Origin of the sequence: Mycolicibacterium llatzerense (assembly GCF_000878195.1) — a bacterium.
GTDB lineage: Bacteria > Actinomycetota > Actinomycetes > Mycobacteriales > Mycobacteriaceae > Mycobacterium > Mycobacterium llatzerense.
On sequence record NZ_JXST01000017.1, the window covers coordinates 90,540 to 114,754 of the forward strand.

At 68.1% G+C, this 24,215-nt stretch carries 22 protein-coding genes; 7 read left to right on the plus strand and 15 right to left on the minus strand.

Going from position 1 to position 24,215, the window contains the following annotated elements; all coding sequences use genetic code 11:
- Positions 1–47 precede the first annotated feature (47 nt).
- The gene (locus TL10_RS13735; RefSeq protein ID WP_043986044.1) at positions 48–647 is read left to right on the plus strand and encodes a TetR family transcriptional regulator; all 600 of its coding nucleotides are present in this window, start codon (positions 48–50) and stop codon (positions 645–647) included.
- 182 nt (positions 648–829) lie between these two features.
- Here TL10_RS13735 and TL10_RS13740 read toward each other — a convergent pair whose 3' ends face one another.
- Genes TL10_RS13740 through TL10_RS13755 form a run of 4 tightly spaced genes read right to left on the minus strand, consistent with a single transcriptional unit; the run spans position 830 to position 4,507 of the window.
- The gene (locus tag TL10_RS13740) at positions 830–1,336 is read right to left on the minus strand and encodes a 2'-5' RNA ligase family protein (RefSeq protein WP_043398525.1); all 507 of its coding nucleotides are present in this window, start codon (positions 1,334–1,336) and stop codon (positions 830–832) included.
- A 1-nt stretch (position 1,337) separates the two neighbouring features.
- Positions 1,338–2,030 (minus strand): dethiobiotin synthase, encoded by a 693-nt coding sequence (bioD, locus tag TL10_RS13745; RefSeq protein WP_043986045.1) that lies wholly within the window; start codon positions 2,028–2,030, stop codon positions 1,338–1,340.
- On the minus strand, positions 2,027–3,169 hold the full coding sequence (locus TL10_RS13750; RefSeq protein ID WP_043986046.1) for an 8-amino-7-oxononanoate synthase: 1,143 nt from the start codon (positions 3,167–3,169) through the stop codon (positions 2,027–2,029). The genes bioD and TL10_RS13750 overlap by 4 nt, the downstream gene beginning before the upstream one ends.
- Positions 3,170–3,205: 36 nt before the next feature.
- A complete protein-coding gene (locus TL10_RS13755) occupies positions 3,206–4,507 on the minus strand; it encodes an adenosylmethionine--8-amino-7-oxononanoate transaminase (RefSeq protein ID WP_043986047.1) in 1,302 nt (433 codons plus the stop codon).
- A gap of 112 nt (positions 4,508–4,619) precedes the next feature.
- Here TL10_RS13755 and TL10_RS13760 point away from each other — a divergent pair, with 112 nt between their 5' ends.
- From TL10_RS13760 to treZ, 4 genes are read left to right on the plus strand one after another with little or no spacing between them, the layout of a single operon-like run.
- Positions 4,620–6,776, plus strand: coding sequence for an acetyltransferase SucT (locus TL10_RS13760; protein ID WP_110789071.1), 2,157 nt, complete (start codon positions 4,620–4,622; stop codon positions 6,774–6,776).
- Positions 6,777–6,785: 9 nt separating this feature from the next.
- The gene (gene glgX, locus TL10_RS13765) at positions 6,786–8,909 is read left to right on the plus strand and encodes a glycogen debranching protein GlgX (RefSeq protein ID WP_043986048.1); all 2,124 of its coding nucleotides are present in this window, start codon (positions 6,786–6,788) and stop codon (positions 8,907–8,909) included.
- A 5-nt stretch (positions 8,910–8,914) separates the two neighbouring features.
- Positions 8,915–11,191: a malto-oligosyltrehalose synthase gene (gene treY / locus TL10_RS13770; RefSeq protein WP_043986071.1), complete on the plus strand. Its 2,277-nt coding sequence runs from the start codon at positions 8,915–8,917 to the stop codon at positions 11,189–11,191.
- The gene (gene treZ, locus TL10_RS13775; protein WP_043986049.1) at positions 11,184–12,902 is read left to right on the plus strand and encodes a malto-oligosyltrehalose trehalohydrolase; all 1,719 of its coding nucleotides are present in this window, start codon (positions 11,184–11,186) and stop codon (positions 12,900–12,902) included. The genes treY and treZ overlap by 8 nt, the downstream gene beginning before the upstream one ends.
- Before the next feature lie 53 nt (positions 12,903–12,955).
- Here the strand turns inward: treZ and ilvA are convergent, their stop codons facing one another.
- Entirely contained in the window at positions 12,956–14,239 is a 1,284-nt protein-coding gene (ilvA, locus tag TL10_RS13780) for a threonine ammonia-lyase IlvA (RefSeq protein ID WP_043398536.1), read from the minus strand.
- Between the two features lie 36 nt (positions 14,240–14,275).
- Between ilvA and TL10_RS13785 the strand changes: the two genes are divergently transcribed.
- Positions 14,276–15,019 carry a hypothetical protein gene (locus tag TL10_RS13785; protein ID WP_231575627.1) on the plus strand — a complete coding sequence of 248 codons (744 nt, stop codon included), beginning with the start codon at positions 14,276–14,278 and terminating at the stop codon, positions 15,017–15,019.
- 29 nt (positions 15,020–15,048) lie between these two features.
- Here TL10_RS13785 and TL10_RS13790 read toward each other — a convergent pair whose 3' ends face one another.
- The 3 genes from TL10_RS13790 to TL10_RS13800 form a co-directional block, all read right to left on the minus strand.
- A complete protein-coding gene (locus TL10_RS13790; RefSeq protein WP_043398539.1) occupies positions 15,049–15,900 on the minus strand; it encodes a patatin-like phospholipase family protein in 852 nt (283 codons plus the stop codon).
- Between the two features lie 240 nt (positions 15,901–16,140).
- A complete protein-coding gene (locus TL10_RS13795) occupies positions 16,141–16,779 on the minus strand; it encodes a hypothetical protein (RefSeq protein ID WP_043398542.1) in 639 nt (212 codons plus the stop codon).
- Between the two features lie 32 nt (positions 16,780–16,811).
- Positions 16,812–17,138, minus strand: a complete 327-nt coding sequence (locus TL10_RS13800) for a hypothetical protein (protein ID WP_043986050.1) — start codon at positions 17,136–17,138, stop codon at positions 16,812–16,814.
- A gap of 128 nt (positions 17,139–17,266) precedes the next feature.
- On the opposite strand from TL10_RS13800, the gene TL10_RS13805 reads away from it, so the two are divergent.
- On the plus strand, positions 17,267–17,602 hold the full coding sequence (locus TL10_RS13805) for an RNA polymerase-binding protein RbpA (RefSeq protein ID WP_043400890.1): 336 nt from the start codon (positions 17,267–17,269) through the stop codon (positions 17,600–17,602).
- 119 nt (positions 17,603–17,721) lie between these two features.
- On the opposite strand, the gene TL10_RS13810 is transcribed toward TL10_RS13805, so the two are convergent.
- The 7 genes from TL10_RS13810 to TL10_RS13840 form a co-directional block, all read right to left on the minus strand.
- Positions 17,722–18,477 (minus strand): polyprenol monophosphomannose synthase, encoded by a 756-nt coding sequence (locus tag TL10_RS13810; protein WP_043986051.1) that lies wholly within the window; start codon positions 18,475–18,477, stop codon positions 17,722–17,724.
- Between the two features lie 2 nt (positions 18,478–18,479).
- The gene (gene lnt, locus TL10_RS13815) at positions 18,480–20,267 is read right to left on the minus strand and encodes an apolipoprotein N-acyltransferase (RefSeq protein ID WP_052506410.1); all 1,788 of its coding nucleotides are present in this window, start codon (positions 20,265–20,267) and stop codon (positions 18,480–18,482) included.
- Complete coding sequence (locus tag TL10_RS13820) at positions 20,260–21,876, minus strand: amidohydrolase (RefSeq protein WP_043986052.1); 1,617 nt, start codon at positions 21,874–21,876, stop codon at positions 20,260–20,262. Before TL10_RS13820 ends, lnt begins: the two co-directional genes overlap by 8 nt.
- A 21-nt stretch (positions 21,877–21,897) precedes the next feature.
- Positions 21,898–22,386 (minus strand): FxsA family protein, encoded by a 489-nt coding sequence (locus TL10_RS13825; protein WP_043986053.1) that lies wholly within the window; start codon positions 22,384–22,386, stop codon positions 21,898–21,900.
- A gap of 34 nt (positions 22,387–22,420) precedes the next feature.
- Positions 22,421–22,813, minus strand: coding sequence for a PPOX class F420-dependent oxidoreductase (locus tag TL10_RS13830; RefSeq protein WP_043986054.1), 393 nt, complete (start codon positions 22,811–22,813; stop codon positions 22,421–22,423).
- Between the two features lie 88 nt (positions 22,814–22,901).
- Positions 22,902–23,795 (minus strand): formyltetrahydrofolate deformylase, encoded by an 894-nt coding sequence (gene purU / locus TL10_RS13835; RefSeq protein WP_043986074.1) that lies wholly within the window; start codon positions 23,793–23,795, stop codon positions 22,902–22,904.
- Complete coding sequence (locus tag TL10_RS13840) at positions 23,792–24,172, minus strand: PPOX class F420-dependent oxidoreductase (protein ID WP_043400906.1); 381 nt, start codon at positions 24,170–24,172, stop codon at positions 23,792–23,794. The genes purU and TL10_RS13840 overlap by 4 nt, the downstream gene beginning before the upstream one ends.
- Positions 24,173–24,215: the final 43 nt, after the last annotated feature.

Consider the following 24,215-nt stretch of genomic DNA (forward strand, 5'->3'; position numbering starts at 1 on the left):
CCAGGCCGACTGCGGCCTACAACTTGAACGGTGTTTAGGATACAGACGTGCAACTGCACCGAAGCGACGTGGTGGCCAAGGCCGCCGAGATCCTGGACAACTACGGGATAGCCGACCTGACCATGCGCAGGCTGGCACGTGAACTGAGCGTCAGCCCAGGTGCTCTGTACTGGCATTTCGCCGACAAACAGGAGCTACTGGGCGCGGTCGCCGACCGCCTGCTGGCCACCGCGGCTCCCCGCTCGATCAGCGGACCGGCCGGCGGATTGTGGCCGGACCGCGTCGTGGCGTTGTGCTCGGCGCTGCGTGACGCGCTGCTGTCCGCCACCGACGGCGCCGAGCTGGTCTCGGCCAGTTTCTCGGCCGGGCGATCGGCCGAGCTCAGCCGCATCGTGGCGGCGTTGGCCGACGCGTGCCGCGAGTCGGGCCTCACCGCCGACGATGCCAACCTCGCGGCCCGCACCATCATCTACTACGTGCTGGGCTTCACCGCCGACGAGCAGTCCCGCCTCCAGTGGGACGCGGCCGGCGCGACCGTGGCCGACAGTGACTCGGTGTGGTCCGAAAACGCCGGTGGCCGTTTCACTTTCGGCCTGGACCTGCTGGTCGACGGGCTCGCGGCGCACGCCATCAGCCGTCGCAACTAGATGCCGCTGGAAAAGTACGTGAGTTCGATCAAGGGGCGATCCAGCGCAAGTTATTGAACTCAGGGACGGCTGACAGCCGGAAATGATCCCTGGCTTCAACCAGACTGGCTGCAAGTGCCTCGTGATTGAAGCCACGTACTTCTCATGACGTATGGCCGCCCGGGCGGCCGAAGCCGGCTGAGTTAGATCAGACGCTCGGTCCGGGCGTCGCCGTCCCAGTGCCGTAGCCCGACGAATGCACCGCTGATCTCGGCCGGATGGCCCGCGATGGATAACGCCGCGCCGAGCCGGTCAGCCGGAATCCGGCGGCCCAGCGTCACGTGCGGCGACCAGTCCCCCGGCTGGGTGTGCGGCATGGGCGCCGACGTCAGGTGGTCGGCCGCCAGCCGGCAGGCATCGGCATGAATCTCCAAAAGCCCGGCACTAGGCACGATCGAGCGCGCCAGCACCGCAGCAGACCGCCCGAACACGAGCGCCGAACCTACTCGGCACGGCAACGGAAATCGGGGCAACAATGTCGAAAGCGATTGGGCGACGGCATGATCCATGCCGTCCGCCACCACGAGCGTCACGTGGGGCCGGGCCGTCGGACGCTGAGCCGCGATCCCCGCGGCCCGCAGGTCGTCCCAGGCGCGCCGGATCACGGCCTCGGTGTCGAGGTCGAACAGCAGCTCGACCGAGTGCACCATGTCAGCCGACCAGGCTCGAAACCCATTGTGGATCAAAGGCTTCCGCGCTGACCGTGGCGAAGACCTCAGGCGACAACCGGCCCGCGCCGTCGGGCAGCACGGCGCGCACCGAGGCGATCTCGTCGAGCGCACCCCGGTTGGAGGCTTCCGCGAGCCCCGGTTCCTGAGGCCAGCTGCCGATCACCAATCCGGCGCACGCAATGCCGTGCGCGGCCAGCGACTCGACCGTCAGACCGGTGTGGTTGAGGGTGCCCAGGCCCGGCGCGACGACGACCAGGACCGCGGCCCCGAGTTCGACGGCCAGGTCGCGCAAGGTGGTGCCGTCGGCGCCGAGTTGGACGAGCAGTCCCCCGGCGCCTTCGACGAGGGTCAGCTGGCGGGGCCGGTCCACGTTCTTGATGAGAGCGATCAGCTCGTCGCGTGAGGGCAACGTCATGCCGGCCAGTTCGGCGGCGGCGACGGGTGCCAACGGTTCGGGATAGCGCCAGCCCGGCACCAGCGAGGTGACCCCGGCCAGGCGTCCCACTTCGGCCAGATCGTCGTCACCGTGACCGGCGGCCGGCGAGATTCCGGTCTGCACCGCCTTGCACACGGCGACGTCGAGACCGGCCTGTCGAGCGGCGCAGGCCAGCGCCGCGGTCGCGATGGTCTTTCCGACGCCGGTGTCGGTACCGGCGACGAGCAGCACGGTCACGACTGCACCAGGGCGAGCACCTCGCCGAGCACCCGGCCCGCCAAGTCCAGCTCGGCGTCGTCGAGTGACGCACGCGCGGTCAGCCGCAGCCGGGACGTGCCGACCGGCACGGTCGGGGGCCGGAAGCAGCCGACCCGGACACCACGGTCCAGGCAGGCCGACGCCGCGGCCAGAGCGACCTCGGGGTCGCCGAGGATCACCGAGACGACGGCGGAATCCGGGGTGCCGACCGCGCCGCCGAACCGGGCCAGCGTCGCGGCGTGGGTCAACACGGCCTGTGCCCGCCACGGCTCGGCGATCAGGACCTGAAGTGCCGCGCGGGCCGCACCGACGGCGGCCGGGGCCAGGCCGGTGTCGAAGATGAAGGTTCGTGCAGCGTCGATGAGATGGGCCCGCACCGCGGCGGGGCCGAGCACCGCCCCACCCTGGCTGCCGAGCGACTTGGACAGCGTCGTCGTCACCACGATGTCGGGCTCGCCGGCCAATCCGACCTCGTGCACCAGGCCGCGCCCGCCGGTGCCGCGCACGCCGAGGCCGTGGGCCTCGTCGATGATCAGCAACGCGCCGTGCCGGCGACAGACCTCGTGTAGGGCGCGCAGCGGGGCCAGGGCACCGTCGGTGGAGAACACCGAGTCCGTGATCACGACGGCCCGTTCCTCAGACCGGCTGACCAGCGCGGTCTCCACGGCGCCGACGTCGTTGTGCGGGGACACCACCACCCGCGCCCGGGACAGCCGACAGGCGTCCACCAGCGAGGCGTGGCTATAGGCGTCCGACACGACCAGGGAGCCCGGCCCGGACAGGGCTGCGACCGCACCGATGTTGGCGGTATAGCCGGAGGAGAACACCAGCGCCGACTCGGCGCCCATGAAGTCGGCCAGGTCGGCCTCGAAGTCCTCGTGCAGTTCGGTGTTGCCGGTCACCAGTCGCGATCCGCCGGAACCCGCGCCCCAGGTGTGCAGCGCCGTCACGCCGCCCTCGATGACGTCGGGATGCTGCGTCAGACCCAGATAGTCGTTGGATGCCAGGTCCAGTTCGGTGGCCACCGCGGGTCGGACCCGCAGCGACCGGCGCAGGCCCGCGGCCCGGCGCTGGCGTTCGACATCGGCCAGCCAGGCCAGCGGCGAGTGATCAGTCATCGGCGCGCTCCTGACTCCAGTGCCATTGAACGGTGTTCAGGTTAACGCACGGGCAACGGCGACCACAGCAGAGGTGACCTGGTCGATCTCGTCGGGAGTGCAGATGAAGGGCGGCATCACGTATAGCAGCTTGCCGAAGGGCCGCAGCCACACGCCGTGTTCGATTGCGGTGACCGTGGCCTTGGACATGCCAGCCATGTTCAAGGGCTCCTTCATCTCGACGACGCCGATGGCGCCCAGCACCCGCACGTCGGCGACCGAGGGCAGCTCCGCGGCCGGCGCCAGCCCGCGCCGCAGTCCCTCCGAGATCTCGGCGACCCGGGACCGCCAGTCCTGACCCAGCAGCAGCTCGACCGCCGCCACCGACACCGCGCACGCCAGCGCGTTCGCCATGAACGTCGGCCCGTGCATCAGGGCACCCGGCTCGCCGGAGCTGATCACGCGCGCGATCTCAGCGGTGCACAGCGTCGCCGCCAGCGTCACGTAACCACCGGTCAGCGCCTTGCCGACGCACATGATGTCGGGGCTGACGCCCGCGTGATCCGCGGCGAACAGCTCACCCGTCCGCCCGAAGCCGGTTGCGATCTCGTCGAAGATCAGCAGCACGTCGTGCCGGGTGCAGATGTCCCGCAGCGCCGTCAGGTAGCGCGGGTCGTGGAACCGCATGCCGCCCGCGCCCTGCACCACCGGCTCGACGATGACGGCCGCCAGCTCGTCGACGTGCGCGGCCAGCTGGGCCTCGAACGCAGCGACGTATTCGGGGTCGTAGTTCGACGGAACCCGCGGCGCGAAGATCTGGGGCATCAGGACATCGGTCCAGATCGAATGCATGCCGCCGTCGGGGTCGCAGACGCTCATCGGGGTGAAGGTGTCGCCGTGGTAGCCGCCGCGCCAGGTCATCAGCTTGTGCCGGCCGAGGCGGCCGCGGCTGCGCTGGTACTGCAGGGCCATCTTCGCGGCGACCTCGACGGAGACCGAACCCGAATCCGAGAAGAACACCGTGTCCAAACCGGTCGGGGTGATCTCCACGAGCAGCTGCGCCAGCCGCGCCGCGGGCTCGTGCGTCAGCCCGCCGAACATGACGTGGTTCATCGTGCTCAGCTGCCGGGTGATCGCGGCGTCGAGCACCGGGTGCCCGTGTCCGTGCACCGCCGTCCACCACGAGCTCATCGCGTCGATGACCTGGACCGGTTCGCCCTCGTGGATGAGGGTCAGCATGATGCCGTGCGCCTCGGTAGCAACCACCGCGGGCAACGCCTCGGCGCCGATGGTGCTGTACGGGTGCCAGATGTGGGCGGTGTCGATCGCCGAGATTTCGGCAGGGTTCAGCGCTGGCACGATGACCGAGCCTAATCGCCCGCCCAGCACGTCGGAACCGGCCTACTCAGCGAGCGGGCGACTCGCCGCTACATGAACGCGGCTTGGATCTTGGGTAGATTGACAGCCGACCATGACGACTCTTGCAGCACCGCGGCCGGCGTCGCAGCCCGGGTCGGGCAACGCCGTGCACGTCACCGACAGCGGTGCGGACTCCGCTGCGGGCAACGCGCCGAGCGGGTTCTACCGCCACGACCTGGACGGCCTGCGCGGCATCGCCATCGCCATGGTCGCGGCCTTTCACGTCTGGTTCGGCCGGGTTTCCGGCGGCGTCGACGTCTTCCTGGCCCTGTCGGGCTTCTTCTTCGGCGGCAAACTCCTGCGGATCGCGCTGACACCGCACGCGCCGCTGTCCCCCGGTCCGCAGCTGCGCCGGCTGGTCCGTCGCCTGCTGCCCGCCCTGATCGTCGTGCTGGCCGCGGGCGCCGTGCTGACCATCGCGATCCAGCCGGAAACCCGCTGGGAGACGTACGCCGACCAGAGCCTGGCCAGCCTCGGCTACTACCAGAACTGGGAGCTGGCCGAGACCGCGTCGAACTACCTGCGGGCCGGCGAGTCCGTCAGCCCACTGCAGCACCTCTGGTCGATGTCGGTGCAGGGCCAGTTCTACGTCGCGTTCCTGGCGCTGATCTTCGGCTTCGCGTATCTGTTCCGGCGCAGGCTCGGCGACCGACTCCGGCCCGCGTTCATCGCGCTACTCAGCGTGTTGACCGTCGCGTCGTTCGTCTACGCGATCGTCGCCCACCAGGCCGACCAGGTCAGCGCCTACTACGACAGCTTCGCCCGCGGCTGGGAATTGCTGCTGGGCGCCCTCGTGGGGGCGCTGGTGCCGTCCGTCCGATGGCCGATGTGGCTGCGCAATGTGGTCTCGGTGGTCGCGCTGGCCGCGATCTTGTCCTGTGGTGCCCTGATCGACGGCGTGCGGGAATTCCCCGGGCCGTGGGCGCTGGTGCCGGTCGGCGCAACCATGCTGTTCATCCTCAGCGCCGCGAACCGCACCGACCGGTTGCCCGCGCCGAACCGGCTCCTGGCCACCGCCCCGTTCGTGTCCCTGGGCGCCATGGCGTACTCGCTGTATCTGTGGCACTGGCCCCTGCTGATCTTCTGGCTGGCCTACAGCGGCCACAGCCGGGCACATCTCGTCGACGGCGCCGCCGTGCTGCTGGTCTCCGGGCTGCTGGCCTGGCTCACCACCCGCTATGTGGAGAACCCGCTGCGCCGGCCGGCACGTACGCCTGACGTCCCACTCGGAACCCGGTTGCGCCGCCCCACCGCGCTGTTGGGGACCGTCGTCGCCATGATGGGTGTGACGCTGACCGCCACGGCATTCACCTGGCGCGAGCACATGAACACCGAACGGGCCAACGGCAAGGAACTCGCCACGCTGTCCCCCGTCGACTACCCGGGTGCACGTTCCCTGCTGCACCACGCGAAGGTGCCGAAACTGCCGTTCCGCCCGACGGTCCTCGAAGCCAAGGACGACGTGCCGGCCACGACAGCCGACAGCTGTATCGCCGACTTCGACGACCTGTCGATCCGCAACTGCTCGTACGGCGACACCGCAGCCGCCCGCACCGTGGCGCTGGCCGGGGGCTCGCACGCCGAGCACTGGATCACCGCGCTGGACATCCTCGGCAAGCGCTACCACTTCAAGGTCGTCACCTATCTGAAGATGGGTTGCCCGCTGTCGACCGAGCCCAACCCGCTGGTGATGGGCGACAACCGGCCCTACCCGAAGTGCTACGAGTGGAACGAACTGGTCATGCCGAAGCTGGTGACCGACCGCCCGAGCTTCGTCTTCACGACCTCCACGCGCCCATGGAACATCAAGCCCGGCGACGTCATGCCCGGTACCTACATCGGCATCTGGCAGCGACTGTCCGATGCGAACATCCCGATCCTCGCCATGCGCGACACCCCCTGGCTGGTCAAGGACGGTAAGCCGTTCTTCCCGGCCGACTGCCTTGCCAGCGGCGGTAATTCAACGTCCTGCGGTATCGCTCGCTCCGAGGTACTGTCCGAGCACAACCCGACCCTCGATTTCGTCGCGCAGTTCCCATTGTTGAAGCCGCTCGACATGAGTGACGCGGTGTGCCGTTCTGACATCTGCCGCGCTGTGGAGGGAAATGTCTTGCTGTATCACGACTCTCATCATCTGTCCGCCACCTACATGCGGACCATGACCGCCGAACTCGGCCGCCAGGTCGGGGCCGCCACCGGCTGGTGGTGAGCTGCCTTCATGGTTGTCGGCGTATGGCCGGGTAGCGCCTATCCCCTCGGTGCCACGTACGACGGGTCCGGCACCAATTTCTCGCTGTTCTCCGAAGTCGCCGAGCGCGTCGAGCTCTGCCTGATCGCCAAGGACGGCAGCGAGGAACGCGTCAACCTCGACGAGGTCGACAGCTACGTGTGGCACTGCTATCTGCCTGCCGTCACGCCCGGGCAGCGGTACGGATTCCGCGTGTACGGACCGTGGGATCCGGCGGGCGGGCATCGCTGCGATCCCAGCAAGCTGCTGCTCGATCCGTACGGCAAGTCGTTCTACGGCGACTTCGACTTCACGCAGGCGCTGTACTCGTACGACATGTCGGCACCGTCGGCCACCGGCGAGCCGCCCGGCATTGATTCGTTGGGCCACACCATGACCAGCGTGGTCATCAACCCATTCTTCAACTGGGACAACGACCGCGTGCTGCGGACGCCCTACCACGAGACGGTGATCTACGAAGCCCACGTCAAGGGCATGACCCAGACCCACCCGGCGATCCCAGAGGAACTGCGCGGCACCTACGCCGGGCTCGCGCATCCCGCGATCATCGAGCATCTGCAGTCGCTCGGCGTCACCGCCATCGAGCTCATGCCGGTGCACCAGTTCCTGCACGACCACCGGCTACTGGACCTGGGCCTGCGAAACTACTGGGGCTACAACACGTTCGGCTTCTTCGCGCCGCACTACCAGTACTCGTGGAACCAGCACGCCGGCAGCGCGGTCGCCGAGTTCAAGACCATGGTGAAGTCGTTCCACGAAGCCGGTATCGAAGTCATCCTCGACGTGGTCTACAACCACACCGCCGAAGGCAATCACCTCGGCCCGACGCTGAACTTCCGCGGCATCGACAACGCCGCGTACTACCGGCTCGATGACGACGACCTGTCGCTCTACAAGGACTTCACCGGCACCGGCAACAGCCTCAATGCCCGCCATCCCCACACGTTGCAGCTGATCATGGATTCACTGCGGTACTGGGTACTCGAGATGCACGTCGACGGCTTCCGCTTCGACCTCGCCTCGACCCTGGCTCGCGAGTTCTATGACGTGGACCGGCTCTCGGCGTTTTTCGATCTGGTGCAACAGGATCCGGTGATCAGCCAGGTGAAGCTGATCGCCGAACCGTGGGACGTCGGCGAGGGTGGCTACCAGGTCGGCAACTTCCCCGGTTTGTGGACCGAGTGGAACGGGAAGTACCGCGACACGGTGCGCGACTACTGGCGCGGTGAGCCCGCAACCCTGGGCGAGTTCGCTTCTCGGCTGACGGGCTCGTCGGACCTGTACGAAGCGACGGGCCGGCGTCCGAGCGCGAGCATCAACTTCGTCACCTGCCACGACGGCTTCACGTTGACCGACCTGGTGTCCTACAACGAGAAGCACAACGACGCCAACGGCGAGGAGAACCGGGACGGCGAGAGCCACAACCGCTCCTGGAACTGCGGCGTCGAAGGCCCGACCGACGATCCCGAGATCGTCGCGCTGCGGGAACGGCAGCGCCGCAACATCTTCGCGACCCTGATGCTGTCGCAGGGCACCCCGATGATCAGCCATGGCGACGAGATCGGCCGCACCCAGCAGGGCAACAACAACGTCTACTGCCAGGACAACACCCTGTCGTGGATGGACTGGACCATGCGCGAAACCAATTCGGCGCTCCTGGAATTCACGCGCACCGTGGTGCGGCTGCGCCGCGAACACCCGGTGTTCCGGCGCCGCCGGTTCCTGGCCGGGCAACCGGTTCGGAGCAGCGGACAGGTCCGCGACATCGCCTGGCTGACGCCGGCCGGGGACGAGATGACCCTCGAGGACTGGGATTCCGGTTTCGGCAAGAGCATCTCGGTGTTCCTCAACGGCGACGCGATCCCCGAGCCCAACGCGCGCGGTGAACGGGTCGCCGACGACTCGTTCCTACTGTGTTTCAACGCCCATGACGAAGGTCTGGATTTCGTGATTCCCGACCAGGGCTACGGCGAGAAATGGGCGGCGGCCCTGGACACCGCGGACCCGCACGGGCGCACCGAACTGGTGGCCGGCGCAGGTGAGACGATCGCGCTGCAGGCCCGCTCGCTGCTGGTGTTGCGTAAGACGGCGTGACCGAGATGGCAGCAGCGCCGGTCTTGCCCGTTGTTTCTACGTACCGGCTGCAAATGCGCGGCGACGGAATGACCTTCGACGACGCGCTGGCACTGCTGCCCTATCTCGACGATCTCGGCGTCTCGCACCTCTACCTGTCGCCGGTGTTGACCGCTGTCACCGGCTCCACGCACGGCTACGACGTCACCGACCCGACGGCGGTCTCTGCGGAACTCGGTGGGCCCGAAGGTTTCTCCCGGCTGTCCGCCGCGGCGCGAGCGCGCGGCATGGGACTGATCGTGGATATCGTGCCGAACCACGTCGGCGTCGAACGGCCCGAGCAGAATCCGTGGTGGTGGGACGTCCTGACCCACGGCCGTGAGTCGCGCTTCGGCAGCTTCTTCGACATCGACTGGGACTTGGACCCCGACGGGCGAATCGTGTTGCCGGTACTGGGTTCTGACGCCGACGCCGACGCCCTGACCGTCGACGGTGAGGTGCTGCGCCTGGGTGACCGGGTCTGGCCGATCCGGCCCGGGACCGGTGCGGGCACCGCGGCCGAGGTCCACGCCCGGCAGGCATACCGATTGGCGGGGTGGCGTTCAGGGTCGTGCGGGTACCGGCGGTTCTTCTCCATCACCTCGCTGGCGGCGGTGCGTCAAGAGGACCCCGACGTGTTCGACGCCAGCCATGCCGAGATCGGGCGCTGGTTCCGCGCGGGTCTGGTGGACGGTTTGCGGGTCGATCACATCGACGGATTGACCGATCCCGCGGGCTATCTCGCCCGGCTGCGCGAGCTGACCGGACCCGACGCCTGGATCGTCGCCGAGAAGATCCTGGCCGCCGACGAGCCACTCGAACCCCGTCTGCCGATCGCGGGCACCACGGGCTACGACGTGCTGCGGGAAATCGGTGGGCTGTTCGTCGACCCGGACGGTGTCGAGCCGCTCACAGAACTGGCTCGCGAGACCCGGTGCGACACCCGGGAATTGAAGGCCGAGGCCGCCCGTGGGACCCTGTCCAGCGAGCTTGCCCGGCTGGGCCGCGCGATCGTACGCACCACCGGAACCGACGACCCCGCGCTGCCGGAGGCTATCGCCCAACTGCTCAGCCGTGTTGGCGGGTATCGCACCGACTACCGGGTGTTGGCCCCGGTGCTGCCCGAAGCCATCAGCGAAACCATCAGCGCGGCACCGGAACTGACATCCGCTGTGCAGCTGATCGCCACAGCACTCGACCAGCCCGAACCCGCTTCCCGCTTGCAACAGCTGTGCGGCGCGGTGACGGCCAAAGCAGTCGAAGACACGCTGTTCTACCGCGACGCTCGCCTGGTATCGCTGAATGAGGTCGGTGGCACCCCCGAGCGATTCGGCATGAGCACGGGCGAATTTCACCAGCGCGCCGTAGCGCGCGCACGGGACTGGCCCGCCACCATGGTGACCCTGTCCACACACGACACCAAGCGCAGCGAGGATGTCCGGTCCCGCATCACGGCGCTGTCCCAGTGCGCCGACCTATGGGCAGGGCGCGTGCGGCGCTGGAACACGGTGTGCGTACCGCCCGACGAGGGCACCGGATTGTTCCTGTGGCAGAACATCATCGGTGTGTGGCCGGTGTCCGGTGAGGTCGACGACGCTCTCCGCGAGCGGCTGCACGCCTACACCGAAAAGGCGGTCCGGGAAGCCGAGCTGCACACCGACTGGGAGCAGCCGGACCGCGAATTCGAAAGGGCCGTGCGTGACTGGATCGACGCCCTGCTCGACGGGCCGGTCGCCAATGAGGTGACCGCGTTGGTCGGGCAACTCGATGAGGCCGCGCGTTGCAATGCCGTAGCGCAGAAGCTGCTGGCCCTCACCGTGCCAGGTGTCCCCGACGTCTACCAGGGCACCGAGCTGTTCGACGACAGCTTGGTGGACCCCGACAATCGGCGTCCGGTGGATTTCGCGCTCCGCCAAACCGAGCTCGATACCTTGAGCCACCCCAAGATTCGGGTCGTCGCGGGAGCGTTGCGGTCGCGCCGGGAGCGGCCCGCCACGTACCTGTCGGGCGACTACACGCCCGTCGTCGCCGACGGACCCGCCGCCGACCACGTCATCGCGTTCCTGCGGGGTACCGAGGTGCTGGTGGTCGTACCCCGGTGGACGCTGAAGCTCGACGAATCCGCTTGCGCCGAAACCACTATCCCGCTGCCCGACGGCGACTGGTCCGACCGCCTGACCGGCCGGACCTGGTCCGGCACCGTGACCGCTGACGTGCTGTTCGCCGAACTGCCCGGCGCGCTCCTGGAGAAGGCCCGTGTCTGAGCACGAATTCTCGGTGTGGGCGCCAACACCGGAAACCGTCGTCCTCGAGGCCGATGGCAACAGATACCCGATGAGCCGCTCGGACGACGGCTGGTGGCGCGTCACCGTGGAGGTACCCGCCGACGCGCGGTACGGCTTCGTCCTGGATGACGCCCCACCACTACCCGACCCGCGTTCGCCGCGGCAACCCGATGGCGTGCACGAACTTTCCCAGCTGTGGCCAACCGAGTCCGCGGCGCCCTGGGCCGGCCGGGCTGTCGCGGGCGCAGTGATCTACGAGCTGCACGTCGGCACGTTCACCGGCGCCGGTACGTTCGACGCCGCCGTCGAGCGGCTGGACCACCTGGTGGCACTCGGCGTCGACTTCGTCGAATTGATGCCCGTCAATGCGTTCGGCGGCAATCACGGCTGGGGCTACGACGGCGTGCTGTGGTATGCGGTGCACGAACCTTACGGCGGCCCTTCGGGTCTGGTGCGTTTCGTCGACGCCTGCCACCGGCGGGGCCTGGGCGTGCTGCTCGACGCGGTGTTCAATCACCTTGGCCCGTCGGGGAATTACCTGCCAAAGTTCGGGCCGTACCTGACGGCGGGCCGGACCCCGTGGGGCGAGGCGATCAACATCGCCGGTGCCGACTCGGACCCGGTGCGCCGCTACATCATCGATTGCGCGTTGCGCTGGATGCGCCATTTCGGCATCGACGGGCTGCGATTGGACGCGGTGCACGCGCTGGTCGACACCACGGCGGTGCATCTACTGGAAGAGCTGGCCACCGAAACCGACGCACTGGCACAAGAATTGGGCCGACCACTGTCACTGATCGCCGAAAGCGACCTCAACGACCCGCGCCTGATCACTCCGCGAGACCGCGGCGGGTACGGCCTCGCCGCGCAGTGGGACGACGACATCCACCACGCCATCCACACCGCGGTCTCCGGGGAACGGCAGGGCTATTACGCCGATTTCGGGTCCATGCAGACGCTGGCCACCACCCTCACCCACGGCTTCTTCCACGCCGGCACCTACTCGTCGTTCCGGCGCCGCCGCCATGGCCGCCCGCTGGACATCGCACAGATTCCGGCCACCCGACTGCTGGCATACACGTGCACGCATGATCAGGTGGGCAACCGGGCGATCGGCGACCGTCCCTCGCAGAGTCTCGATTTCGGGCAACTCGCGGTCAAGGCCGCACTGGTACTCGGATCACCCTATACGGCAATGCTTTTCATGGGTGAAGAGTGGGGCGCATCGACGCCGTTCCAGTTCTTCAGTTCGCATCCCGAACCCGAACTGGCCCGCGCGACGGCCGAGGGACGCAAGGCCGAGTTCGCCGATCACGGCTGGGCCGCCGACGACATCCCCGATCCGCAGGACCCCGCGACGTTCCAGCGCTCCAAACTCGATTGGGACGAAGCCGGCACCGGCGAGCACGCCCGGCTACTGCAGCTGTACCGCGACCTGATCGCGTTGCGGCGCACCGAACCCGACTTCGCCAACCCGTGGCTCGACCAACTGCGCATCGAGTTCGACGAAACCGACCGCTGGATCGTCATGCACCGTGGGGCGTTCGCCGTGGCATGCAATCTCAGCGAGCACCCCGTCGCGGTACCCGTCACCGGCGAGCTGATGCTGTCGTCTGCCGAGCCGAAGGTCGGCGAATCGACTCTGCTGCAAGGACATTCCTTCGCAATCCTCCGCCGAGATGACGGTTAATGACGAAACATCGCCGAATCCCGTCATAAAGCGTCATCTCGGCGAGGAGGTGGCTAGGTCAGGTAGCGGTACGCCGGAGACCCCGGCTCCAACGGCTCGACGTGGATGCCCGAATCGTGCATCCGCTCCAGCAGCCCGTCGAAGTTGGCGGCCGAACCGAGTTCGATGCCGACCAGCGCCGCACCGGTCTCCCGATTGTTGCGCTTGACGTATTCGAACAGGGTGATGTCGTCGTTGGGTCCGAGCACCTCGTCTAGGAACCGCCGCAGGGCGCCGGGCTCCTGCGGGAAATCCACCAGGAAGTAGTGCTTCAGACCCAGGTGCACCAGCGAGCGCTCGAGCACCTCGCCGTAACGCGAAACGTCGTTGTTGCCACCGGAGATCAGGCACACGACCGTCGAACCGGGCTCCACGCCGTTCTCCATCAACGCCGCCACCGACAGCGCGCCCGCGGGCTCGGCGATGATGCCCTCGTTCTGGTACAGGTCGAGCATCGCGGTGCACACCGCGCCCTCGTCGACCGTCGTCACCGACACCATGTCCCCGGCGGCAGCCAGCGCCGCATAGGTCAACGCCCCGGCCTGCGCCACCGCGGCGCCGTCGACGAACTGGTCGACGTGCGCCAGCGTCACCGGCTCGCCCTTGGCCAGTGCCGCGATCATCGAGGCCGCTCCCGCAGGCTCGGCCCCGAGCACGGCGGTCGCTTTGGTGTGTGCGGTCAGGTACGTGGTGATGCCGCTGATGCAGCCGCCGCCGCCGACCGGCACGATCACCAGATCGGGCTCGGTGTCCAGTTGCTCGAGGATTTCGACCGCGATGGTGCCCTGGCCGGCCATGGTGCGCAGGTCGTCGTACGGCGGGACCAGGGTGGCCCCGGTACGTGCGACGTCCTCGAGCGCCGCCGCGGCGGCCAGGTCATAGGTGGCGCCACCGACGATGAGTTCGATGAAGTCCCCGCCGTGGTAGCGGATGCGGTCCCGCTTCTGCTTGGGTGTCTTGGCCGGGACGTACACCCGGCCGTGCACGCCCATCGAGCGGCAGGCCAGCGCGAAACCCTGGGCGTGGTTGCCCGCCGACGAACACACCACGCCGGCGGCCTTCTCCTCGTCGGAGAGCTGCATCAACAGGTTGTAGGCACCGCGCAGCTTGTAGGACCGCACCGCCTGCAGGTCCTCACGCTTGAGATAGACCTGGGCGCCGGTCAGCGCCGACAGCCGATCGCTGAACTGCAGCGGGGTCCGGGTGACCACCGAGGAAATTCGCCGGGCAGCCGCATCGATGTCAGCCGCGGTAAGCGGCGACGACCTGTGGGTTCCCTGGCTCAGCTCGGCAGACACCGTCTAATGGTGTCATCTCGGTGCGAAACTGAGCGCATGGCCCCCACTCCAGAACCGTTGCCGCCGGCGGTCAGGTCGTTCGTCGAGCGCACCCACCGTCTGACCAGCAACGCAGAGCACCACGTGCCGTCGTGGCTGCGACCGGGCGCGCCGGAAAACCGGCTGCCGGTGATCTTCGCGATCCTCGGCGCAGTGGTGCTGCAATGGGCGGTCCCCAAGCAGTACACGGTGGTGCCCCGATGGCCGCTGATCGCAATGGAGTTGCTGCTGGTGGTCGTGCTGATGATCATCAACCCGTTGCGGATGTCTCGGGAGACCACCGTCGGCAAGTGGGCGATGACCGCCCTGACCGCAGCCATCACCGCCGACAACACCACGTCGGCGGTCGTCCTCGACATCCATATCCTGTCCGGCCGGGTCTCCAACGATGCGGGGCTGTTGTTGGGCAGCGGCGCGGCGATCTTCATCACCAACATCATCGTGTTCGGCATCTGGTTCTGGGAGCTGGACCGCGGTGGACCGTTCGCCCGACTGGCGGGTGACAACCCATATCCCGACTTCCAGTTCCCGCAGATGAGCGATCCGCAGAACGCGGCACCCGGCTGGCGCCCAACATTCGTCGACTACCTGTACGTGAGCTACACCAACGTCGTGGCGTTCTCCCCCACTGACACCATGCCACTGTCGCGGTGGGCAAAGGGGATGATGACGTTGCAGTCGATGGTGTCGATCTCGACGACCGCACTCGTCATCGCCCGCGCCGTCAACGTGCTGAAGTAGGCCCCGCGCACGCGAGGAGCACGGAGGGTTCAGCTGCAGTCGCGGTGCGGTTCCAGCAGCTCGGCCTGCCCGACCTCGGGGCGAGTGGTCGGCAGCCAGCGCCGCGTGGACTGCAGTGATCGCTCGATGAGTTCCGCCGAGCGGGAGAAGTCGACCGGCGAGACCCGTACCGGGCACAGCGGCGGCACGACATGCAGCTCGACCGATCCTTCGAAACGTTCGACATCGGTGGCCAACCGCCGATTGATCGCCAGCGTGAAGGCGTGCATGGCCATGACCAAGGCGGCCCTCGGTGGTTGCGGCATGGCGCACGAGTAGCCCGTCGGCAGCACCCACACCTCGGTCGCGCCCAGTTCCACCGCATACGACAGCGGTGTGTTGTTCACCACGCCGCCGTCGACCAGGTCGCGTCCGCCGATCCGGACCGGGGGCAGGACGGCGGGGATGGCGGCGCTCGCCACGATCGCGTCGATGGCATCGCCCGACGACAGCAGGACGTCCTGCCCGGACAGGACATCGGTCGCCACCACGTGCAGCGGCGTCGGCGCGTCCTGCAGCCGCCGGAAGCGGAGGTGCTGCTGCAGCAGACTGCGGATCCCGCTGTCGGATACCAGGTGCGGCCGACGCCCCAGAAACCCGAGCAGCCCCATGCTCGGGCTGGTCGGGAACACTTTGCGGCGCGAGAGGGTCCGCCACAGATCGGCCAGCGCCAGGGCGCCGTCGTGGTCGGAACGCCCGGCGATCCACCCGCCGTTGAGGGCGCCGACCGAGGTGCCGACGATCAGATCCGGTGTGATGCCCGCCTCGGCCAGACCCAGCAGCATGCCCACCTGGATGGACCCCAGGCTGCCGCCGCCGGACAGCACGAACGCCGTCGTCATGCCGACACAGTACGCACATCGAGGCGGTTCACCGGGACGATTCCGGACACCTGAAATGAGCGCCCAACGCCATCAGGGAATTGCTCGCCGCACGCGATCATCCGCTAGAGTGAACAGCGCCAGGCCGCAGTAACCCCGGGCCCCAAATTTCGCCGCCACGAGCGGCCTACCGCCGAGAGGCGTTCTGCGGTCTGGCTTTAACTTCTCGGACGTAGTCCGCCGACATCGTCGGCCACCGCGTCAATCCAGCGAATTGCTGCGCCACAGCGCAGCTGCGGCATGCAGCTCGTTGGCGATGCGCGTGAACGTCACAGCGCGGTCGGTCAGCTCCGCGGCGCGCTCCGGCGCGGTCGTCGTCGCGTCCTCGGCCAGACTCGTGCAGCCGGCCGCACTCACCCGGCAGTACGCCGCCGCCCGTTCCAGCGCGACGGCGAAGTCGCCCTCGAACACGCCGCGCAGGATGCGATCGGCGAGCTCCCGGATCTCCGTGGGCCCCACGGGTGTCTCGGCACCGGCAACAACGGGGTCGATCGAGTGCAGCACCTCCGTGCCGCGGCCGAACATCAGGCTGGCCGAGTACGGGTCGTCGCGGATCGACAACCGCAGCAGATAGACCCGCCACAACGCGCCGGGCAGACTGCGCGCACCCGCACCCGCCCACAGCTCGGCGATGGTCTCGATGCCGTGTTCGTCGGTGTAGGCCACCAGCCGCGACACCACGTCGGGATCCGGGTAGCTGCGAACCCGTTCCAGCAGCGCAGCCGCCGTCTCGTGGGCGATGCGACTCTCCTGGACGGGGTCCTCGACGTCGTGGAACGCCTCGAAGCCGCGGCCCAGGAACTTGGTCGGCTTGTGGATCCGCCGACGGTCGTCAGTCATGCATCAATTCTTTCCCGTCGCTGCGCGCGCCGTCAGCGCCAACCGTCGGCGTCTTTCGCGGCCTGCAACAGCACCTCACACAGCTCTTTCAATTCGGTGGGTCCGGCGCCTTCGGCAACAGCCGTCGCGACGTCCTCGGCCGCACACCGTACCTGATAAACGCGGTCCGAGAGGGCCGCTGCTTCCTCGGCGCTGAGCACCACCGAGTCCTCGGCCAGCGAAGTTCCCTTGACCATGGCCCGCTGCTCATAGGCGCGCTGCCGGCACGACTGGCGGCAGTACTGGCGACGACGACCCATGCCCGCGTCGGCCACCTCCCGGCCACACCACCGGCACGGTTGGGCCTTCGAGCGCTTCATGTCCGCCTCACGATCGTGACTGTATCGGGAGACGGTCCGAACCCCGGTATCATGGACAATCGAGTCGGGAACTTCACGGCGCTGGCCTGCGTTGATTCCCTGTCGCTATACCAAGGGAGTGATTGACGATGGCTGATCGTGTCCTGAGAGGCAGTCGCCTCGGAGCCGTGAGCTACGAGACCGACCGTAACCATGACCTGGCGCCGCGGCAGGTGGCCCGTTACCGCACCGACAACGGCGAGGAATTCGAAGTTCCGTTCGCCGACGACGCGGAAATCCCCGGCACCTGGGCGTGCAAGAACGGCATGGAAGGCACCCTGCTCGAGGGTGACGTGCCCGAGCCCAAGAAGGTCAAGCCGCCGCGTACCCACTGGGACATGCTGCTCGAGCGTCGTTCCGTCGAGGAGCTCGAAGAGCTGCTCAAGGAGCGGCTGGAGCTCATCAAGACCCGCCGCCGCGGCTAACTGCGCAGACAAAAAAGCCCCGTGCATTGCACGGGGCTTTTTGTGTCTCGCGAACAGACGTAAAACTGTCGTTTTGGCCTGGAAAACGACAGTTTTGTGTCTGCTCGCGGAGTAACTGTCTAGCGGACGATGCCGCGGGCCCGGTCCAACCGGCCGCGGATGCCCCACTTGGCCACCTGCGACATGGCCTCGCGGATGTTCGAGCCGCTCATCTTCGACACACCCAGCTCGCGCTCGGTGAACGTGATGGGCACCTCGACGACGGTGAAGCCCGCGTTGATGGCACGCCAGGTCAGGTCGATCTGGAAGCAGTAGCCCTTCGAGTCGACGTCGTCGAGGCCGATCTTCTCCAGCACGTCGTGCCGGTAGGCGCGGTAGCCGGCGGTGATGTCGTGAATCTTGACGCCCAGCAGTACGCGGGCATAGGTGTTCGCCGTGCGCGACAGGACGAGCCGGCGACGGGGCCAGTTGCGGATGGCACCGCCGGGCACGTACCGCGAACCGATCGACAGGTCGGCACCGGCGTCGACAGCGTCCAGCAGCCGGTACAGCTCCTCGGGTGCATGGCTGCCGTCGGCGTCCATCTCGACCAGGACGCTGTAGCCGCGGCCCAGGCCCCAGGCGAACCCGGCGAGGTACGCGGCACCCAGACCGCCCTTGCCGGCCCGGTGCATGACGTGCAGGCGGTCCGGATCGGCCAGCGCCAGCTCATCGGCCAGCTGGCCGGTGCCGTCGGGGCTGTCGTCGTCGACGACCAGCACGTGGACGTCCGGACGGGCGGCGTGCACCCGGCCCACGATCAAGGGCAGATTCTCGCGCTCGTTGTAGGTCGGAATGATGACCAGCGTGCGCTGACTCGGACGATCTTCGCCCATGGTCAGTTCCCCTGTTCGTTGTCGGCGTCGGTGTCGGTATCAATCGCGGCGTCATTGCCGGCCTGATGTTCCGCCGCCGCCTGGCGGCGGCGGACGAGCTTCCTATTGTGCAGCATGGCCGCCAGAAGAGCCGCAACGCCGACCCCGATGAGCACACTGTTGATGACCAGTCCCCACCGCGTGGCGAAGGTCAGATCGGTCTTCAAGCGCACCTGCCGGTCCAGATAGGCGGGTTGGAAGAACTCCGTCCGCTGCAGGACTTGGCCGTTCGGCGCGACCACCGCGCTGATCCCCGTGGTGCCCGCGACGATCACGTACCGGTCGTGTTCGACGGCCCGCAGCCGGGCGAACGCCAGCTGCTGCACGCTCATCGGCTCGTCGAACGTCGCGTTGTTGGCGGGAACCGCGAGCAGCTGCGCACCGTTGAGCACCGACTGCCGCGCGGCGCGGTCGAAGATGACCTCCCAGCAGGTCGTCACCCCGATCGGCACCCCGGCGGCGGTGACGACGCCGCTGCCGTTGCCCGGCACGAAGTAGCCGGCCCGGTCGGCGTACGGCGACAGCAGCCGGAAGAAACTGCGCCACGGCAGGTATTCGCCGAACGGCTGCACGATGGCCTTGTCGTGGCGCTCCCCCGGCCCGTCGGTCCCGTTCCACACGATCACCGAGTTGGTGGTCACCGGGTGCTCCGGCGTGTATTCCGGCGCCGCCAGCACGGTGCCCACCAGGATCGGCGCGTGGATGGCGGACGACGCCGCCGAGATCAGCTCCGCGGCGTCGGCATTGACCAGCGGATCGATGTCCGACGAGTTCTCCGGCCAGATCACCACCGTCGGCTGCGGTGCGCGGCCGGCACGGACGTCCTCGGCCAGTTCTTTGGTCTCGTGCACGTGGTTGTCGAGCACCGCGCGGCGCTGGGCGTTGAAGTCCAGGCCGAGGCGCGGCACGTTGCCCTGAATGGCGGCGACGTTGATCGCGGGGTCGTCACCCGCACCAGCGCCGGCCTTGCGGACGTGCGGCCAGGCCAGCACGGTGAGCAGCAGGACGATGGCGATGCAGATGCCGGGGATGAACACCTCCGGCGGGCCCGCGGCACCCGTGCGGTGGTCATGCCGCCAGTGCCTGACCGCCTCGAGCACGATGGCTGTCGCGCTGAAACCGATCAGCGCCACCGCGAACGACACCAACGGCGCACCGCCGACCTGGGCGAGCGGCAACAGCGGGCTGTCGGTCTGGCTGAAGGCCACGACGCCCCACGGGAAACCCCCGAACGGCACGGTCGACTTGAGCCATTCCGCAGACACCCAGAGCGCGGCGAACCACAGGGGCCAGCCCGGCAGGCGCCGCACGAGGACCGCGGTCAGCCCGAACACACCGGTGAAGAACGCCTCCAGAGCGGCGAGCATCAGCCACGGGACCGGCCCGACGAAATTGCTGATCCACGGCAGCAACAACACGTAGAACACCAGGCCGGCGAGCATGCCGTAGCCGAAACCGCCTGCGGGCGTTGTGCGTTCGTCGACCAGCGCCCAGGCCAGCAGCGCCAGCGCAGGGAACGACAGGTACCAGAGATCGAAGGGCGGGAAGCTCGCACCCAAGAGCAGGCCGGCCACGACGGCCGCTGCCAACCGCATCAACCGGGGCTCGAAGAACCGGCGCACGCCGGCGACGATCCGCGCGGCCCGGCCGGGACCCTGCGGCTGTTCGGGCTCTTCCGGCGTGGGCGACTCCGCCTCGTCCTGGACGTTGTCGTCCAGGGTTTCCTCCACGCCGTCGCGGCCCTCAGCCATGGATCTGCTCGCCGCGGTGGACGGTCTGCAAGCAGGTCGGCAGCTCGTCGTCAGGGCCCAGCGGAGGTAGCGCGGGTACCCGCGACCGCGGATCGGTGGACCAGCGCTGCACGGCGTCGGCCGGCGCGGTGACGTCCAGGGCGTCGGCGCCGCCGGGCACCTGCCACACCGCGTACGACGCGACGGCCCCCGGCACCAGCGTCCCGGTCATGCCGTCGCGGACACCGCCGGCCCGCCAGGCGCCGCGGGTGGCGGCGAGGAACGCCGACCGCGCCGAGATGGCGCTACCGGACGTCCGGTGGCTGATGGCGGCGCGCACCGATTCCCACGGATTGATGCTGGTGACGGGACTGTCCGAACCGAAGGCGAGGGGCACGCCTTGCGATGCTAACAGCGCAAACGGGTTCAAACCCTGTGCTCGATCGACACCGAGACGTTGGGCGTACATCCCGTCGGCGCCGCCCCACAGCGCGTCGAAATTCGGCTGCATGCTGGCGACCACGCCCCACGATCCCAGCCTTCGCGCTTGTTCGGCGTCCACCATCTCGAGGTGCTCCAACCGGTGGCCGCAACGCGCCACCGCGGGTGCCCCGAAAGCCGCCACGGTCCGGTCCAGGGCTTCCACGACGGCAGCGACCGCGGCGTCGCCGATGACGTGGAAGCCGGCGGTGATACCGGCCTCGGTGCAGGCCAGCAGGTGTGCGGTGACGGCGTCGGTGTCCAGGTAGGTGTTGCCACAGCAGGCGGGCGCGTCGGCGTAGGGCTGCTGCAGCCAGGCGGTCCGCGAGCCGAGCGCGCCGTCGATGAAGAGGTCGCCGGCCAGGCCGTGGGCTCCGGTCCGGTTCATCAGGTCGCGGGCCGCTGCGGCGGTGTCGACCGCCTCGCCCCAGTAGCCGACGATGTCGACGCCGTGTTCGGTGGCGCGCAGATCGGCCCAGTCGTCGAGGCCGCCGATCTCAGGGCCCGCGCACTCATGCACCGCGACGATGCCGTTGCGCGCGGCCAGGTCGAGCGCGGCGCGTTGGGCGCCGCGGCGCTGCGTGGCGCTGAGCAGGTTGCGGGCCGCGGCCCGCACGCGGTGGTGCGCGTCCGCGGTCAGTGGGCCCTGCTCGGAGAAACCCGCGCTGTCGGCGAGCCCGGGCACCAGCTGCCGCAGGCCGGTCGTCGCGACCGCCGAGTGCACGTCGACCCGGGCCAGGTACGCGGGCCGCCCGCCGAGCACTCCGTCGAGGTCCGCGGTGGTCGGGATGACGCGTTCGGGCCAGCCCGATTCGTCCCAGCCGTGGCCCCAGATGACGCCGTCCGGCTGCTGCGCGGCGTGCTCGGCCAGCAGGGTTAGCAGATCCGGCAGCGACGTCGCGGTGCGCAGGTCCAGTCCGGCCACGGTGAGTCCGGTGGCGGTCAGGTGCACGTGGCTGTCGACGAACGCCGGGGCCACGAACCCACCTTCGAGGTCGACGACGGCGGCATCGGGATGCAGCGCCCGGCCGACGTCATCGGAACCGAGCCAGGCCACCACTCCGTCGCGGATTGCGATCGCGGTGGCGTCGGGCGCAGCCGGGCTATGAATACGACCGCCGAGCAGCAGCGTCGTCGCAAAGGTCGTCACGAAGGTGAGACGTTAGTCCGTTCAGCCGGCCTGCCGGTGCACAGCGACCGGTGAGCTGTCGATGACGTCGATCACTTCCCCGTCGATGTACTCGCCGCGACCGCGGTAGCGCTCGTCGTGATTGATGTAGATCACCTGCGTCGGGAAGTCCATCGGGGTCAACCGTCGGCCGAACAGAGCGTTAGCCGCCGGCCGTACCGCGCGCCGGGTGAACGGCACCAACATCAGCGCGCCGAGCACCGAGCTGGCCAGCCCGGGGACGACAACCAGCACCGTGCCGAGGGCCACCAAGACACTGTCCGTGGCCAGCGTCGGGTCGGTGGATCGAGCGCTCAGCGCCTCGGACAACCTGCTGAAATGCCGGGTGAGCTGGGTGCCTGCGATGGCCAGACCAGCGGCAAAGGTGACCAACAGCGCCAGTAGTGTCCAAGCCACACCGATGGTCGAGGCCAGGACTGCCAGCACCGCGACCTCGACGAGCGCGTAAACCAGAAATAGTCGCATCGCCATGCAGTGGACAACGCCGAAACGCCGGAATTGGTTCCTAGATGGCGGGAACTGGCTCCACCTCGATGGCCGCGTGCACCTTGTCGACACCGCCTCGGACGATGGCCTGCGGGACCCACCACCAGGCATGCCACCAGTAGCGCCTGGTCACCATGTCGAATACCCGCTTGGTCTCGGACTTCGGCAGATTGTGCGCGATGGCCTCGACCGGTTCGCCCTTGACCTTGCCCAGCGCGCCGCACTTCTGGATGGTGACCCGCGGGGTGTTCTTGATCCGTTTGGTCTTCCACGAGCCGTCGTCGGTGCTGATCAGCAGCTTGCCTTCGTGCGGCACACCCCAGACCGGAGTGGGCTTCGGCCGCCCGTCCTTCGTGAAGGTCGTGAGGAGCAGGTACTTCTCGCCGTACACATCTTCAAATGCCGGAGCCATGGATAACAAGCCTTTGCTGCGATTTCAATAAGACACTCATCATTGAGCTAGACCTCCACTGTATGGCAGGTTGAAGGTTGCTGCAGAATCAGAAGACCACGGTTTCGTTTCCGTGGCACAGGATGCGGTCCTGGCAGTGCCACAGCACCGCCCGGGACAGCACCGCTCGTTCCACGTCGGCGCCGAGCCGCACGAGCTCTTCGACGCTGTCGTTGTGGTCGACCCGCACCACGTCCTGCTCGATGATCGGGCCTTCGTCCAGGTCCTCGGTGACATAGTGCGCCGTGGCGCCGATCAGCTTCACGCCGCGCTCCTTGGCCCGCCGGTACGGCGTGGCGCCGACGAATGCCGGCAAGAACGAATGGTGGATGTTGATCAGCGGACACCCGATGACGTCGAGGAACCCCGGCGTGATGATCTGCATGTACCGGGCCAGCACCACCAGATCGACATTGCCCTTGAGCAGCTCCAGCTGACGCTGTTCGGCCTGTTCCCGGATGTCCCGGGTCGCCGGAATGTGCACGAACGGCACCCCGAACGCCCGAACCTGCTCGGCCAGGTCAGCGTGGTTGGAGATCACCATCACCACCGTCATGTCGAGTTCGCCGCGGCGGTTGCGCCACAGCAGGTCGAGCAGGCAGTGGTCGGCAGTCGAGGCCATGATGGCCACACGTTTGGGTTTGGACGCATCGGTGAACCGGTAGTCCATGTCGAATTCTTCTGCCACCGCGGCGAATTCGCGCTCCAGCTCGGGTTGGGCGGCAGCCAGCCCCGGCAGGTGGAAGACGGTGCGCTGCAGGAAGACACCGTCTTCTGGAGCCGTCGAATGCTGGTCCAGCGAGATGATGTTGGCGCCCGAGCGGGTCAGGAACGTCGACACCGCGGCGATCACGCCGCGGCGGTCCGGACAGTTCAGCAGCAGTCGGCCGATGTCCTTGTGGCGCGGCAACTTTGGCGCGCCGGCAGGGAATTGACTCACTATGCGGCCCGCAGCTCCAGCGCGACGTTGTTCTCCATGCCGCCGCGCAGCTTGGAGAAGAAGTTGAAGGCCTTGCCGATCAACCCGTAGCGCTTGCCGATGCCGTCGTAGACGGCGCCGACCTGCGACTGGTCCAGGATCGCCGCCTTGGCCTCGACGGCCTCGCTCTTGGGGTTGCCGCGCATGTCGCACTTGGCGACGGTGACGCGCGGAGTGTTCCGGATTCGCTTGACTTTCCACGCCTTGGCCTCGGAGATGACCAGCAGCCGGTCACCGTCCGGAACCGCCCAGACGGCGGTGGGCTTCGGGCGACCGTCCTTGGTGAAAGTGGTCAGCAGGACGTAGTTCGCGGTGGCGACGTCGGCGAAGGTGAGAGCCATAGCGATGAGGTTAGTCGGGCGTCGCGACTTGGGCGTGATTCGT